Origin of the sequence: Saccharibacillus endophyticus (assembly GCF_013185185.1) — a bacterium.
Classification (GTDB): domain Bacteria; phylum Bacillota; class Bacilli; order Paenibacillales; family Paenibacillaceae; genus Saccharibacillus; species Saccharibacillus endophyticus.
Genome location: NZ_JAAZWE010000002.1, coordinates 192,571 through 206,737 on the forward strand (window position 1 = coordinate 192,571; position 14,167 = coordinate 206,737).

The following is a 14,167-nucleotide window of genomic DNA, read 5'->3' on the forward strand; positions in this document are numbered from 1 at the left end:
CGCGGATGCTCCGTCTTTTCATTTTTTACACTTTGCTTGCCGCTTCCGTCTCGCTTCCCACCAGCGCCAATAAGTCGGTCAGCTTTGCAATTTCGTAAGTCGGTACAATGCCGCTTTTGTTCTCCAGTCCTCCCGGATTATACCAACACGTGTCGATACCGTAGTCATGCCCGCCCCGAATATCGGAAGACAGCGAATCGCCGACGATCAGTACCCGCGATTGGTCTTCGCATCCGATTTTGCGCATCGCGTAATCGAAAATTTCCGGTGCCGGTTTGGCCGAGCCTACATCGTCGGAAACGATAATATGCTTAAAATGGTCTTTCAGTTCCGAACCCGAAATACGGGAGAACTGCACGTCGCCGATCCCGTTGGTGATGATCGATAGATGCAGCTTCGGCTTCAGCGCATCGCAGACCGCAAGCGCATCGGGCGTCAAGAATGATCCGGCCGCAAAATGACGCAAATAGGTCGCTCCGAATGCTTCAGGGTCGCTTTCGATAGCCAATTGCGTAAATAATCGGCGGAAACGTTCGCTGCGAAGCTGGGTTTGCGTCACTTTGTTTTGTTCATAATCGAGCCAAAGCGCCCGGTTAATGGTCGTATAACGATTGAAGCACAGATCGAAATCCAAGCCGAAGCCCGACTCTGTCAACGATGCGGTAAAAGCTTCACGCTCGCAGCGCTGGAAGTCGAGCAAGGTATCGTCCGCATCGAACAAAATATATTGATAATTTTTCATGTCGTCGTTTTCCCTTCTTCCTTCAACCCTTCCGGCGATTCAGGCAGACACCAATCGATCTCCGACAATCCTTTTTCACGCAAAAAGGCATTGGTTCGCGAAAACGGACGGCTGCCGAAAAATCCTCGATCCGCCGAACGCGGACTCGGATGCGCCGATTTGATGATCAGATGTCGGGTGCCGTCGATAAACGAACCTTTTTCCTGCGCGCTGCGGCCCCACAAAATGAAGACAACAGGCGTTTCCCGTTCATTGATCGCCGCAATCGCCGCATCCGTGAACGCTTCCCAGCCCATGCCTTGATGCGAAGCCGCCGCGCCTCTACGTACCGTCAGCACATTGTTGAGCAGCAATACGCCCTGCTTGGCCCAATGCTCCAGAAACCCGTGACGCACCGGCGGGCATCCCAAATCATCTTGAAGCTCGCGATAAATATTGTCCAATGAAGGCGGAACCTGAATGCCCGGCTGTACCGAGAAGCTTAGTCCATGTGCTTGATTCGGCCCGTGATACGGATCTTGTCCCAAAATGACGACCCGCGTATCCGCGAAAGGGGTTAGATGGAAGGCACTGAAAATGCGGTACATATCCGGGTAGACGGTACGCGAACGATACTCGTCAGCCAGCTTGCGCCGCAGTTCCAGATAATAAGGTTTCTGCATTTCAGGGTGCAGAATATCTGCCCAGTCATTTTCAAAAATCGGTTTCATTACTCGAAAAATCCTTTCCGGGAAAGATTTCGTCGTCCTGCTGAGTTCTTAATCGGCCGTAATCGTCGAACCGCAATATTCGCATTCGATCGACTTTCCGACTCGCATCGTTTTGCGCGCTCCGCAGGAACGGCAAGCCGCTTCGATGGTCGGAGCCTGAGTCGGCCGCATCGGACGGCCGGAACTCCCTCTGTCATAAGCACTGCCACTCGAAGTGTATGTTCCCTGAAGATTGGGCGGTGCAAACTCGCTTTCGCGGCGCGGATCGTTCCGACTGCTCGGCCCTGTGTAGCCCGCAGCTGCATCGTAATCGGCTCGCGCTTCGCTCAGGCGACGGTTATAAGCTTGATTGGAGCGGTATTCTTCTTCTCTGGTTCGATTGAGATTGGCTGCACGGATCATAAACGAACCAATCACAATGACGATGAGCGCCGGGGCATAAAATAAAATGGTTGAAGCGATAAAATCCTCAAGCGGAGTAAAATCTTCATCCGGAATCAGCATAATCAACAGACCCAATCCCGCCCAAAGCCCAGCCAATACATTCATAATGATACCGATAACCTTCATAATCATTCACCTCGATTCTTACTTCGCTTGCCTCGCCTTGATCGGAGACGTGCTGCTATGAACGTTTAATTGACGCTGATTACCGAACCGCAATAATCGCATTCCACAGACATTCCGTCTCTCAACGTCTTGCGCGCCCCGCAGGAGCGGCAGACACCTTCAGCGATGCTTGACGTCATGGCCGAGACTTTCGGAGTTTTCGATGTTTCGGAACGAACATCCGTACCGGGTAAAGGAAAGCCGCTCTTGTACCGCTTTCCTTTATCCTTGTAAAAGTCGGCAAGCAAACGCTGTTCCTCTTCGCGCTTTCGATCCGGCTCTTGCCCATGACACTGCTGATCTTGTTTGCTCCGTCGATTGGACCAACGAAACATGAAGTATCCGAGCAACAAAGCACTACCGCCCGGTATGATGAACCCGACAAGAGCTTTGACAAAACGAAGATGACCCGGCATATCGCTTGGCTCCAATGCGATCAAAGCGATAGCAGCCCAAGCCGCCCCTGCCCAACATAGCACATAGGCGACAATCCTTATCAGAAACGTCATTACCGTTCACCCCCGTTTCTTATTGCCCTGTCTCCCGCCCGCATTCCGGGCAGAACTTTTGTCCGGCTTCTGACTCACGGCCGCAACCGGAACAAACCGCAACTCCCTGGCTCTTTCCGCAACTCGGACAGAATTTCGCCGAAGCATCTACTACCTCGCCGCAGTGGACGCACGGCTTAGGCAGCTCGCGCCCGCAATTTCCGCATACCGCGGCATCTTCAGCATTATCGGCTCCGCAGCCTGCGCAAGCATGATATCGATCTCCGCAATTCGGGCAGAACTTTGCGTCCGGAGGCAGTGGATGACTGCACGCGTTACATGGATGCATCTGTTGCTCTTGGGCTTGCGGCACACTGAGCGCCTTGCCGCAACCCGAACAGAATTTTGCGCTGGCCGGATTACCCGTGTGGCAATCCGGGCACTGCTTAAGTGCCGGAGCCACGTTGGACGGTGTCGAGCCTGTATTCAGAAGTTTTCCCAGTTCAGAAGTCTGACCTCCGAACGCTCCGCCGATTCCGACTCCCATGCCGAGTCCCAGTCCCGCTCCCATCACGCCCGCTTGGGTCGAACCTTCATTGGTCGCTGCACCTTCCAGCGTATCGAAGGTACGTTCCTGCTGATACGTGTAGCCCACGATATCCATCTCGGCCTTTTTGGCGAGCGCTTCGCGCAGCCGCGCCACTGACGAATCGTCCTCGGGTACGCTGATCGAATCGCAGGAGAAATGCTTCAAACGAATTCCGTACTCTTCGAATACAACACCGGCCTTTGACTCGATTTCGGCAGCAATTTCCGTGATGTACGCATTAATTTCCAATACGCCGATTTTTTTATGAACCAGATAGCCCGAGATCAATTCATTGATGTTCATCATCAGAATGCCGCGGAAATACTTCACGAGCGACAGTTGATCGAACTGCGGCAGCGTGCCTACGATCTTCGTTAACAGCGAACGCGCATCGACGACCTCTACTCCAAATTGTCCGAAAGCGCGCACCGGAACAATAATATTATACTGCGGATCTCGCAATTGAATCGGCGAAGACGTTCCCCATTTGACGTCAAGCACGGTTGCTTTATTGATATACCAAACTTCGGCAGTAAACGGAGAATCGCCGCCGAACGGAATGTTGACGATGTGGTTGAGGATCGGAATATTCGCTGTACTAAGCGTATGACGTCCCGGACCGAATGCATCCGTGGCACGGCCTCCTTTGTACAGTACCGCTTCCTGAGATTCGTTTACGATTAATTGGGTCCATGTACCAAGCTCTTCATTCGGATATTTCCAGACGAGCATACCTGAAGGCCCGCTGTATTTTACGACTTCGATCAACGCCATCGTTCTTCCATCCTTTTTCGCTTAATGATCTTGCTCACTTTAAAACCGTCTCATACCGCCAACTTGTTGTCAAAGGATTTTTGTCGAAAAAGATGAGGTGTGACTGAAAATGGAAACCAGCGGGGCGCTGCGGGAAAATTCGTTCAAGACGCTGTTTCACTGAATTTTCCCCTCCGCTAAGGCTGGTTTCTATTTTCTTGTATAAAAAAAGCCGAACTAACCTAATGCCAGGTTAGTTCGGCTTTTTACAATATATTATTTTTAACTCAGCGAAGCGGTTACCAGTACCGCGCGGTTTCCGAAAGGATCAAGCGCGGACGGGCCTTCCGGCGTATCCGCAACTTCGATTCCGGCCTCGCGAAGCGCCGTGACGGCCTGATCGCGTTCGCCTGCGTTCGGGTATACGATCGTGAAGTACTTCAACCCGACGGCATTGGCCGGAGCAGCCGGAGCGCCTACGCCCGCCCAGGTATTCAAGCCCATATGATGGTGGTAACCGCCTGCCGATACGAATAAAGCCGCATTGCCGAAGTGCAGCACCACGTCGAAGCCGAGTCCGTCTACATAAAACTTGCGCGCATCCGACAAATTGCCGACATGCAGATGAACGTGGCCGATGACCGTGCCCGAAGGCAGACCGTTCCATGCGCCCGCAAGCTTCAGCAGCGATTCCACGTCGACCGGATCGGTCGCCATGACATACTCGCCTTTGGCGTCCTTCTGCCACTGCGAACGCGGGCGGTCCGCATAAATTTCGATTCCGTTGCCGTCCGGGTCATTCAGATAAAAGGCTTCGCTGACGAGGTGATCCCCCTGCCCGATGCTCATGCCGGTTTCGGCCAAATGACGCAGCGTTGTCCCCAGCGCCGCGCGGTCGGGAAGCAGGATAGCGAAATGGTACAGACCCGTGACCGATTGAGGACGCATGATCTGTGCCTGCGGCACTTCTTCGATCCCCAGCAGCACCTCGCTGCCGCCTGCGCCGAACTCTGCTGTTTTTTCCGTCCGAGCCAACAGTTCGAGTCCGATCACTTCACTGTAAAAATGTACCGACCGTTCAATTTGACTTACTTTCAATTGAACCCGTCCCATATGGGCTTCCGGATGAATGCGATAGCTGCTCATATCAATAGCCTCCATTTTGTTTACTTATATCATTATTTGTTTTTCTTGAGTAATATTTATTGTACCTTCATCATAATACACAAGGTTACAAAAGTAAAGTATGTGACTTAAAGAAAATTAGGGCTTGTTTGAAAACTCCGAAGGAAGCCGAATTTTCGTTCGCGACAAGGAAGAGTTTCGCAGCCGTGCCGGGGCACGTCAAGGGAAAGTGACGCTGCCATTGGTGGATAGCGACATGCTTCAAGTCGATATCCGCGGAGGACGAAAAGGCGGCCAAAGATGCACATTGGCAGGTTTGAAGACACGGCCTAAATGCTTTTACGCAAAAAAAGCTTCCGAAACCTGCGCCGATTGCGCAGTTTCAGAAGCTTCTGTACGTAAGATTAAACCAATCCCGCGTACCGGGCCAAAAACTCCATCGCCAAGCGGTTTTGCCCATCCGATACCCAGTGTCCGTCGAACGGATACACGCGCATTTCCTTTTCCGACATGATCCGGTTATAAGCGGCGTAGACGGTTTCCGGCATGCAGCAAGGATCTTTAAGGCCGCAAGACACCATAATCGGAATCTGAATGCGCGGCGCCAAATTCAAGTTATCGAAATAACTCAGCGTCTTCAGTACCGCGTCAAAATGTTCGGGATGCCGACTCACGAATTCTGCCGCTTCGGATAACGAGCTGTTCGAATTCAAGATTCCGAAATCCATGTGACACATATTCGGGATATGAGCGACCGCCGCTTTCGGCACGTCGCTCAGTGCGGGAACGATCATGGCAAGTCCGCCTCCCTGGCTGCCGCCGATGACGAAAATACGCTCGGCGTCCGTTTCCGGCTGAGCGGCCGCCCACTCCGCCGCGCGAATCGCATCCACCGTGATCGCCCGATAATAAGCCGTCTCCCGCCGTAAAATGCCCGGCGTGACCCAGCCCCGGATCGCGCCGTAAGACTGCTCCTGGCGATTGCCCGTATCTCCGCCCTGCCCGCGGACGTCCACCGACAGCACAGCGAAACCCATCAGAATATAATGCGCGAAATGCTCCGGCATTCCTTTGCTGCCCGTATAACCGTGATAATGCACGATACACGGAAACTTCGTTCCTTGCTCGGCTTTCGGCGTCAAATACCAGGCATGCAGCGGCGTATCGTCTGCGCCTTCGTAAGTAGTCATGTAAACGTCCATGCCGCTCATCGGAGTCCGGACGGGTTCTCTTTTCCCGTTCAACGGTTTTTCCGCGTATTCCGCCAGCGTATTCGACCAAAATTCTTCCAGGTCGTTTTCCGCCGTCTGGGACGGGTTGTAGCGCTCCAGATCCTGAATTCGTGCTTTAATCGCATGAGTCATCGTGATTCGGGTTCTCCTTTTGCCGATTTACCGATCTTTTTTCTCCAAAAGCTGCCGGTAAAGTCGTTCGTTCTCTTCATCGTAGCAGACGAAGGCCACCTCTTCCAGAAACGTTTCGCCGGAATCGGCAGAATACGCTTGAATGACTTCTTTTACAGCCGTCACGGCAATTTCCGCCGCTTCTTTTTTCGGATATCCATAAATGCCCGTCGAAATGTTCGGAAAAGAAATGCGCCGTGCCGAGACGTCTACGGCTGCTTGGATCGAGTTCACGTAACAGCGCTTCAGCAGCTCCGCCTCGCTTTTGTTCCCGTTTTGATACACAGGTCCTACGGTGTGCACGACGAATTTCGCGGGCAGCTTGCCTGCCGTCGTCACGACCGCCTCCCCTGTATCGCAGCCCCCTTGGCGATCGCGAATCTTGCGGCATTCCTCTAAAATCGCTGGCCCGCCCGCGCGGTGAATCGCTCCGTCGACGCCGCCGCCGCCGAGCAAAGACGAGTTGGCGGCGTTGACGATCGCATCGGTGGCGTATTTGGTGATATCGCCGCGGACGATTTTGATCGTCACCTCGTTAATCTTGATCTGCATCAGTCGATTCTCTCCTTATTGGGGCTCCGGATTATCGTGCACGTTCAAATTTCTCGAATTTCGTCCCCATAAAGGTCAACATACCCGAATCGCCTTCAGCCGTAACGCCGTAACGCTCGCCTTCTACTTGAAATTCCTTGCGCTCGCCGTTCTCTAATTCAAACGCAAGATGATAAACCGTCCGAACCCTCGATTCTCCGCCGCCTCTCATCTCTTCGCGCTTGCCGAATACGCGTGCGGGCACGGTCAAAATACCTGCCGCTTCATTATTGCGTTTTTCCTTGGCTGATTTGATGATTGCAGAGCCGATGCCGAATACAAACGTTAAAGTAATCAAGACCATAATCAAAATAAACGGAATCACGAACCAAAGCGGCGCCCCGTCAAAAAACCCGCTGATCCGTTCCATGATTCCGGGTTCGTGCGAAGTCGTCTCATACACGACGTTTCCGTTAATATCTTGTCTGAATTCTCCATCCGGCCAGCCCATTCCGATCATCCTTTCTCTCTTTGCGATTCTTTTGTAAGAACGCTCTATTCGCCCGTATCGTTTGTTTTTAAAAAAAGCACCCTGCGGCAGCGTACCGGAATTTCCGGTCATCGTCTGTCGAGGGTGCTTATGCATGAGGCGTCAAATTGATTTAGCTTGCTTTCGCCGCTTCGATGGCCGCTTCCACGTTTTCGAGCGTCGGGTTTTCGACCTTCGTTCCGTTCACGAAAATGGAAGGCGTACCCGTGATTTTGCTATCGTCCCCGGCTTTGACGTCCGCATCGACGGCTGCCTGGTACGTTTTATTTTTCAGATCATTCGTGAATTTCTCGATATCGGCATCCGGTACGTTTTCTTTGACCAGGTTGACGATGTAGTCTTCGGTAACCCAGCTCTCACGAACCTTGCTTGTGTCCTGATTCGCATAGACGGCTTTGTTGTATGCCCAGAAGTACTCCGGATTTTGCTCGTACAAAGCTTGTCCGCCCAGCGCCAACAGCATGGAGTCGTCAGCCAGGAACGGATAGTCCGCGAATTGGAACGAAGCTTCATTGGTATCGAGGTACTTCGTTTGCAGTTCCGGCAGTACCGTTTCCGTCCAGATTTTGCAATCCGGGCACTTGTAATCGCCGAACTCTACGATTTGCACGTTCGAATCCGGATCGCCGAGCGTCGGTTGATTGGAAGCGTCATAGCTGGTCAAAATTACAGGCTCCGCGGAAGAGGTGGTTTGGTTTTCGCCTACCTTCGTCAGCACGAAGATCAGTACCGCCAACACCACGATCAGACCGACAAAGCCCAAAGCGATAACGCCCAAATTACTCTTTTTGCGCTTTGAACCCGACGTCCACTGGGAAGCGGCCGTATTTTGATTTTGCGGTCTCGGCGTGCCTTGCGGTCTTGCCGCTCCCCCCGTGTTTTTCTTCGCGCCCTGCGGCTTGCCGTTTTTCGGCGCCGGCTTTTTGTTTTTACTCATCCTTTTTCCCCTTATCCTCGAGTTTGTCCGTTTCTTACGTCACGACAGAATGCCGCCAGCGTACAGAGTCGACTATTTGTAATTATATCGAGTTTTAAGGGTTCGATTCAAGCTTCCAAGCATAGTTCCGAGAAAAATGTGTCATAATCAATCGAAAAGGTGAAAATAATAGGTGCGGGGTTTTTCGCGGAAAGAGCACGAAAACTTCCTAATTCGTTTAAGGAGGAATCGACGTGAAATTTTTCTTGGATACCGGTAATCTGGACGAAATCAAACGGATCGTACGTTTGGGCTTGGTGGACGGCGTGACGACGAACCCTTCCCTGATCGCCAAAGAAGGTCGCCAATTTCAGGATGTAATCAAGGAAATCACGGCTATCGTTCCCGGTCCGGTCAGTGCCGAGGTCGTATCGCTCAAGGGCGACGAAATGATCGCGGAAGCGCTGGAAATCGCACAATGGGCACCGAACGTCGTTATCAAGCTTCCGATGACGGAAGAAGGCCTGTATGCGTGCAGCCAGCTCAGCAAAAAAGGCATCCGGACCAACGTGACCCTGATCTTCTCCGCGGCGCAAGGACTCATGGCGGCCAAAGCGGGCGCGACCTATATCAGCCCCTTCATCGGACGCCTCGACGATATCGGCGTGGACGGCATGGAGCTGATCTCGGATCTTCGTACCATTCTCGACACGTACGATCTCAAATCCGAAATCATCGCAGCCAGCATCCGCCATATCGGCCATGTCCAGCAAGCCGCATTGGCAGGCGCGCATATCGCGACCATTCCGGGTTCGATCCTGCCGAAACTGTGGGCTCACCCTCTTACGGACAAAGGCATCGAGCAATTCCTCAAAGACTGGGAAAGCGTCCCTAAAGCCGCCGACTCCGTCAAAGAAAAAGCCGATACGAAAGCTTGATTTTCGCACGGCCGGCTCGTTTCCTTATAACAAAAGCCCGCTCTTCCCGAGCGGGCTTTTTTGACGTTGCGTCAGGCGCGAATCCGTTCGGAAAGTTCGGCGTTCTCAGGCGGTTCGACGCGCACCGGCTTCCTCGGCTGCCCTTTCCAAGACAGGTACGTCCAGACGCGCAGCGCTTTCTCGACCGGACCGCTGCGGAATTTGTTCAGGTACAACGGGCTGAGCCACAGCTGAGCCGCATATACGGCCAGCACGATCAGCGTTCCGACCGCTACTCCCGCGCGCCCGAATAATCCCAGGCCGTACCCGTAGAAAATCGTGGTGCATATGACGCTTTGCATCAGATAATTCGTGAGGGACAAGCGTCCGACCGCCTCGAATCGCTTCAAAATCGCGAAGCGGCGGCTGCTTGCGTAAAGCAGCGCGAACGCGTAAATATAACCCAACGCCAGCAGCGATCCGCCCAGCGTATCGCCGATCCCCACCCCCGGAAGTCCGCTTGCGCCGAACTGCGGCGCGATCACGGAGAACGATTTGGTAAGCAAGCCGACCGAAACGAAAACGGCGGCTCGGCGCGCGTACGTCCGGCGCATGGCAACGGGGTCGTCGAACGTGCCGACCTTCGCCGCCCTCATCCCCAGCAGGAACATGGGCGCGATCATCAGCGGCGCTAGCAGGACGGCGACCGCCATGATCCATGCCTCGCCCGTTCCGAACGGATCGGCGTTATTGCGGAAATCTTTGATTTCCTCATAGGTTCCGCTTCCGTACACGTCGCGGCTTTGCATGACGTACGTTCGCGTATGCTCCGAGTCTCCGAACTCCGTCACGCCGGTATCGGAAGGAAAAGCACCCAGCACGCCCATGATTGCCAGCAGCAGCGCGGCCCAGACAAGCAGCGTTTTAGGCTTGCGGTTCAAGAACAACAGCAGGAAAAATCCGGTCGCCCCGTAAAAAGTCAAAATGTCTCCTTCCCATAAAAACGTCGCATGCAGCATACCCAAAATGAACAGCAGCAGAAAACGGCGCGCCAAATGACATTTCGGACGCAATTCCCGTGCTTTCAGGCTATCCGCCAACTTCACCATGCCGAGTCCGAACATGAAGGCGAAAATCGGCATGAAGCTTCCGACGACCGCGATGAACAGGAACGAATGGAACGCGAAATCCGCTCCCGCGATCCCGAACAGCTCCGGCATGGTTTCCCCGAGCAGGCCGTATTGGAAAATCAGCATGTTCGCCACGATGATTCCCGACAAGCTGAATCCTCTCAAACCGTCAATCAAATGAATCCTTTTACTTTGCGTCAACTCCATCTCCATCACCTCTGCATCAAGCTTAACGTCCCGCGTTGAATAGACGCTAAAGCGTATCTTAACGTTTGCTTAACTCGGCGAAAAAAGATCCCCGTTGCTTTAACGCGAGTTAAGATTTGTCTGGTACACTGAAAAAACCGGGTCGAACCGAATCGATCCGGATGATCGTCAGGAGGAATACGCTTATGCACCCAGCCAAAATCTTGATCGTGGACGACGAAAAAGCTATCGTGCAGATGATCGAGATGGTCCTGCGCAAAGAAGGCTTCGAACATATCCATACCGCGGGTACGGCCGCCGAAGGTATGCGGCTGCTCGGCGAATACGGCGCGGACGTCATTTTGCTCGACGTCATGCTGCCGGATCGGACCGGCTTCGAGCTGGGACCGCAGATTCGTGCGAGGTCGGATGCCCATTTGATTTATTTGACCGCCCGCACGACCGACTTGGACCGCCTCACCGGCTTTGCCGTAGGCGGCGACGATTACGTGACCAAACCGTTCAACCCACTCGAGATCGCGGCGCGGATCAAAGCCAGGCTGCGGCGGGGAAACGCCGAGCCCGCTCCGGCCGCCGCGCCCGCCGATGCAAGGCAGCGCTACGATTTCGGCGGCTTCGTGCTGGACGAACGGGCCGGGGAACTGCGCGTCGGCGACGATCCCGTTCCTTGCCCGGCGCAAGCCTATCAATTGCTACTGTTTTTGTGCCGCAATCCGAATATCGTTTTTTCCAAATCGCAGCTGTACGAATCGGTCTGGGGCTTCGACGGAGTGAGCGACGACAATACGGTCATGGTCCATATTCGCAAAATCCGCGAGCGGATCGAAGCCGATCCCGGCGCGCCGAGACATCTGCTGACCGTTCGCGGGCTCGGTTATAAACTGGTCCGAAGCCCGTCTTCGCCATGAAAAAGAACTTGAACCTCAAAACCGGACGAATCGCCCGAAGGCTCGGGCTGCATTTTACGCTGCAATTTTTCGCAATCTGGCTTTCGGTATTGATTACCGTATTCGTATCCTTGTTCGTCCTGCTTTATTTCATGGGCAAAGGCCAACTGCAAAGCGATTCGCCTTCCAAAATCCTGGATTCCTTATCGTTGGAAACGATGGTGGACGGGGGCGGCGCGCAGTTGTCCTCGTTATGGGACAAACAGCTGGAGGATATGGGCTATTGGCTTCAGATCGTTAACGAAGATGGCAAAGCGATCTATGCAGCGAACGTGCCGGACGACGTGCCCGACCGCTATTCGGATATCCAATTGCTCCGAATCGCCGATTCGCTAAGACTGGACGATTACCAAGTCACCACGCTGTACGAAGAATTCGACGGCTTCAACAGCTTGTATATGCTCGGCCGCAAAGATGTCGAAGGCGAGCAGTTGAAACAGTGGTTCGACCTGTATTCCCGGAACGGACGGATCGGGGACGAAACGGCTTCGGCGCGCCTGGACGCCGAAACCAAACGTTCGGGCGAGTCCCTTCGCGTGCTGGACCCGAACGGGCAGGTGATTCAAAGCGTCGGACTTCGCGTCGATACGGACAGCTATGGGGCGCTTGATCTTGTCAAGCATCGCTACGACGCGGCCTTCAGGATTTCGTCGTATGAGGATGCGGCTACGGGATACACCTGGCTGCTCGAGTCGCCCCGTTCCGGCATTTCTTCGCCCGAACAGCCGATGCTGCGCACGATTCTGACCGTCTCCGCGATCGTCGGCGGCGCGATTCTGCTGCTGGCGCTCGCCCTTGCCGTCTGGCACGGCTACCGCTACGGCGGTCCGCTCCTGCTGTTCATGCGCGGCTTCGAGCGTATGGGCCGCGGCGAATACGAGCGGGTATTCACGGAAAAAGAAAAGCGCAAAATTTTCCGCAAAAACGGACGCTTCCGCACCCGCTATAAGCTGTACCGCGAAGTGATCGCCGGCTTCTCCGACATGGCGGCCCGCCTGGAGCAAGCGCGCAGCGAACGCCTGAAGCTGGAGCGTTCGCGCGAGGAATGGATGGCCGGCATCTCGCATGATTTGCGCACGCCCCTATCGGCCGTCCAAGGGTACGGACATCTGCTCGAAAGCGGCCAATTCCGCTGGAGCGAGGCCGAGCTGCGCGACATGGGTACGACCGTTCGCGAAAAGAGCGATTACATGCTTGAGCTGCTTCAAGATTTTTCGCTGACCTTCGAATTGAAAAACCATACGCCCGGCGAAAATTTGGAGCCGCTCGAACTGAACGAGTTCGTGCGCCGGGCGGTACTGCGTTACGTGAACGACGCCACGCTCACGGACGTCGCGTTCGATTTCGAAGAAAGCCGCGACCGGATCGCGATCATGGCGAACGCCAAATGGTTTCAGCGGCTGCTCGACAACCTGATCTCCAACGCGGTCAAGCACAACGGACCGGGCACGACCGTATCGATCGGCGTGACGTCCGAGAACGGAAACGCGCTCGTGAACGTGCGCGACGACGGCGTCGGCATGGACGAACAAACGAAATCCCGTTTGTTCGACCGTTACTTCCGCGGAACGAGCACCGACGAAAGCGTCGACGGATCGGGGCTGGGCATGAGCATCGCGTACGCGATCGTCGCCGCGCACCGGGGCACGATCGCCGTGGAGGCGGAGCCCGGAGCAGGCACGTCGATCACGCTGCGTTTTCCCGAAGTCGGCGACGCGTTTCGCCCGGCGCCGACCGCAGCCGAAAAGCGGAACCCGTAAAAGCGTCGCGACCGACGAACCGAAACGCGGCATGCGAAAAGCCCCTTTTCGCGTAAGGGGCTTCCCGTTTTTTTCGGATCGGCTTCGTTTGGTTGATCGGACATTTGACACCGCTTTCCGAACTTCGTATACTTGCGTGAGCAAGCACCAAAGCCAGAACAAGCAGGTCGACCCGCGGGCGCGGAATTCGGCCGCGCAAGAGGGGGATTAGCCTTGTATCAGCCGCAAGATTCGATCGGTTTTCAACTGGGCGTCATTTATCGAAAAGTCAGCAACCGTCTCGCCGCCAACCTTAAAGATTACGACTTGACGCCCGAGCAATGGTCCGTCATGTGCTGCATCTGCTTCAAGGAAGGCATGAACCAAAAAGAAATCGCCGAGCGCACGGTCAAGGATCAGCCGACCGTGACCCGCATTCTCAATGTCCTGCATCGCAAAGGGCTGATCATGCGCAGCAGCGACCGGGCGGACCGACGGGCTTACCTGATCTATCCGACCGAAAAAGGCCGTCAGGTGACCGAAGAGACGTCCGTGATCGAGCGGCACCACAACGCCGCCATGATCGAGGACTTTACGCCGGAACAACTGGAACTGCTGGCGGAAGCTTTCCGCAAAATCGAACGCAACGCCGAGCGGTACGGCGACGGCCCCGCGATCGAGACCTGAATATCGCTAATCCGGATAACCGTGAAAGGCCCTGCGCTGCCGAGCATTTCGGCAAGTCTGCGCGGTTCGAACATTTTCCAAAAAAAACCTCCTTTTCGTACGGCAAGCCGCGAAAAGGAGGTTT

Annotated in this window: 15 protein-coding genes; 4 read left to right on the plus strand and 11 right to left on the minus strand. The window is 54.5% G+C overall.

Annotation, left to right across the window (positions count from 1 at the left end):
- Positions 1 to 25 precede the first annotated feature (25 nt).
- From HRQ63_RS06755 to HRQ63_RS06800, 10 genes are all read right to left on the minus strand, one after another.
- Positions 26 to 742: a YjjG family noncanonical pyrimidine nucleotidase gene (locus HRQ63_RS06755; protein ID WP_172241055.1), complete on the minus strand. Its 717-nt coding sequence runs from the start codon at positions 740 to 742 to the stop codon at positions 26 to 28.
- Positions 739 to 1,452 carry a uracil-DNA glycosylase gene (locus HRQ63_RS06760; protein ID WP_172241058.1) on the minus strand — a complete coding sequence of 238 codons (714 nt, stop codon included), beginning with the start codon at positions 1,450 to 1,452 and terminating at the stop codon, positions 739 to 741. The genes HRQ63_RS06755 and HRQ63_RS06760 overlap by 4 nt, the downstream gene beginning before the upstream one ends.
- 48 nt (positions 1,453 to 1,500) lie before the next feature.
- Positions 1,501 to 2,022, minus strand: a complete 522-nt coding sequence (locus HRQ63_RS06765) for a hypothetical protein (protein WP_172241060.1) — start codon at positions 2,020 to 2,022, stop codon at positions 1,501 to 1,503.
- A 65-nt stretch (positions 2,023 to 2,087) separates the two neighbouring features.
- A complete protein-coding gene (locus HRQ63_RS06770; protein ID WP_172241063.1) occupies positions 2,088 to 2,570 on the minus strand; it encodes a hypothetical protein in 483 nt (160 codons plus the stop codon).
- 19 nt (positions 2,571 to 2,589) lie between these two features.
- Complete coding sequence (locus tag HRQ63_RS06775) at positions 2,590 to 3,912, minus strand: SPFH domain-containing protein (RefSeq protein WP_172241066.1); 1,323 nt, start codon at positions 3,910 to 3,912, stop codon at positions 2,590 to 2,592.
- A 261-nt stretch (positions 3,913 to 4,173) separates the two neighbouring features.
- A complete protein-coding gene (locus tag HRQ63_RS06780) occupies positions 4,174 to 5,037 on the minus strand; it encodes a VOC family protein (protein WP_172241069.1) in 864 nt (287 codons plus the stop codon).
- 383 nt (positions 5,038 to 5,420) lie between these two features.
- Positions 5,421 to 6,380, minus strand: a complete 960-nt coding sequence (locus HRQ63_RS06785) for an acetylxylan esterase (protein ID WP_172241072.1) — start codon at positions 6,378 to 6,380, stop codon at positions 5,421 to 5,423.
- 27 nt (positions 6,381 to 6,407) lie between these two features.
- On the minus strand, positions 6,408 to 6,950 hold the full coding sequence (locus HRQ63_RS06790; RefSeq protein ID WP_229714288.1) for an O-acetyl-ADP-ribose deacetylase: 543 nt from the start codon (positions 6,948 to 6,950) through the stop codon (positions 6,408 to 6,410).
- Positions 6,951 to 7,002: 52 nt separating this feature from the next.
- On the minus strand, positions 7,003 to 7,470 hold the full coding sequence (locus tag HRQ63_RS06795; RefSeq protein WP_172241078.1) for a DUF2500 domain-containing protein: 468 nt from the start codon (positions 7,468 to 7,470) through the stop codon (positions 7,003 to 7,005).
- A 142-nt stretch (positions 7,471 to 7,612) separates the two neighbouring features.
- On the minus strand, positions 7,613 to 8,437 hold the full coding sequence (locus HRQ63_RS06800; protein ID WP_172241081.1) for a DsbA family protein: 825 nt from the start codon (positions 8,435 to 8,437) through the stop codon (positions 7,613 to 7,615).
- Between the two features lie 233 nt (positions 8,438 to 8,670).
- Between HRQ63_RS06800 and fsa the strand changes: the two genes are divergently transcribed.
- Positions 8,671 to 9,354, plus strand: a complete 684-nt coding sequence (gene fsa / locus HRQ63_RS06805) for a fructose-6-phosphate aldolase (RefSeq protein ID WP_172241084.1) — start codon at positions 8,671 to 8,673, stop codon at positions 9,352 to 9,354.
- A gap of 71 nt (positions 9,355 to 9,425) precedes the next feature.
- Here fsa and HRQ63_RS06810 read toward each other — a convergent pair whose 3' ends face one another.
- Positions 9,426 to 10,670: a DUF418 domain-containing protein gene (locus HRQ63_RS06810; RefSeq protein WP_172241087.1), complete on the minus strand. Its 1,245-nt coding sequence runs from the start codon at positions 10,668 to 10,670 to the stop codon at positions 9,426 to 9,428.
- 185 nt (positions 10,671 to 10,855) lie between these two features.
- Between HRQ63_RS06810 and HRQ63_RS06815 the strand changes: the two genes are divergently transcribed.
- From HRQ63_RS06815 to HRQ63_RS06825, 3 genes are all read left to right on the plus strand, one after another.
- Positions 10,856 to 11,578 (plus strand): response regulator transcription factor, encoded by a 723-nt coding sequence (locus tag HRQ63_RS06815; RefSeq protein WP_172241090.1) that lies wholly within the window; start codon positions 10,856 to 10,858, stop codon positions 11,576 to 11,578.
- A complete protein-coding gene (locus HRQ63_RS06820) occupies positions 11,575 to 13,377 on the plus strand; it encodes a sensor histidine kinase (RefSeq protein WP_172241093.1) in 1,803 nt (600 codons plus the stop codon). Before HRQ63_RS06815 ends, HRQ63_RS06820 begins: the two co-directional genes overlap by 4 nt.
- Before the next feature lie 213 nt (positions 13,378 to 13,590).
- Positions 13,591 to 14,043 carry a MarR family winged helix-turn-helix transcriptional regulator gene (locus tag HRQ63_RS06825; protein WP_172241096.1) on the plus strand — a complete coding sequence of 151 codons (453 nt, stop codon included), beginning with the start codon at positions 13,591 to 13,593 and terminating at the stop codon, positions 14,041 to 14,043.
- The last annotated feature ends 124 nt before the right edge of the window (positions 14,044 to 14,167 follow it).

Bases quoted from the DNA above. Each gene is read 5' to 3' on its own strand.
- HRQ63_RS06755 (WP_172241055.1), bottom strand. From the start codon at position 742: ATGAAAAATTATCAATATATTTTGTTCGATGCGGACGATACCTTGCTC.
- HRQ63_RS06760 (WP_172241058.1), bottom strand. From the start codon at position 1,452: ATGAAACCGATTTTTGAAAATGACTGGGCAGATATTCTGCACCCTGAA.
- HRQ63_RS06765 (WP_172241060.1), bottom strand. From the start codon at position 2,022: ATGAAGGTTATCGGTATCATTATGAATGTATTGGCTGGGCTTTGGGCG.
- HRQ63_RS06770 (WP_172241063.1), bottom strand. From the start codon at position 2,570: ATGACGTTTCTGATAAGGATTGTCGCCTATGTGCTATGTTGGGCAGGG.
- HRQ63_RS06775 (WP_172241066.1), bottom strand. From the start codon at position 3,912: ATGGCGTTGATCGAAGTCGTAAAATACAGCGGGCCTTCAGGTATGCTC.
- HRQ63_RS06780 (WP_172241069.1), bottom strand. From the start codon at position 5,037: ATGAGCAGCTATCGCATTCATCCGGAAGCCCATATGGGACGGGTTCAA.
- HRQ63_RS06785 (WP_172241072.1), bottom strand. From the start codon at position 6,380: ATGACTCATGCGATTAAAGCACGAATTCAGGATCTGGAGCGCTACAAC.
- HRQ63_RS06795 (WP_172241078.1), bottom strand. From the start codon at position 7,470: ATGATCGGAATGGGCTGGCCGGATGGAGAATTCAGACAAGATATTAAC.
- HRQ63_RS06800 (WP_172241081.1), bottom strand. From the start codon at position 8,437: ATGAGTAAAAACAAAAAGCCGGCGCCGAAAAACGGCAAGCCGCAGGGC.
- HRQ63_RS06810 (WP_172241087.1), bottom strand. From the start codon at position 10,670: ATGGAGTTGACGCAAAGTAAAAGGATTCATTTGATTGACGGTTTGAGA.
- HRQ63_RS06815 (WP_172241090.1), top strand. From the start codon at position 10,856: ATGCACCCAGCCAAAATCTTGATCGTGGACGACGAAAAAGCTATCGTG.
- HRQ63_RS06820 (WP_172241093.1), top strand. From the start codon at position 11,575: ATGAAAAAGAACTTGAACCTCAAAACCGGACGAATCGCCCGAAGGCTC.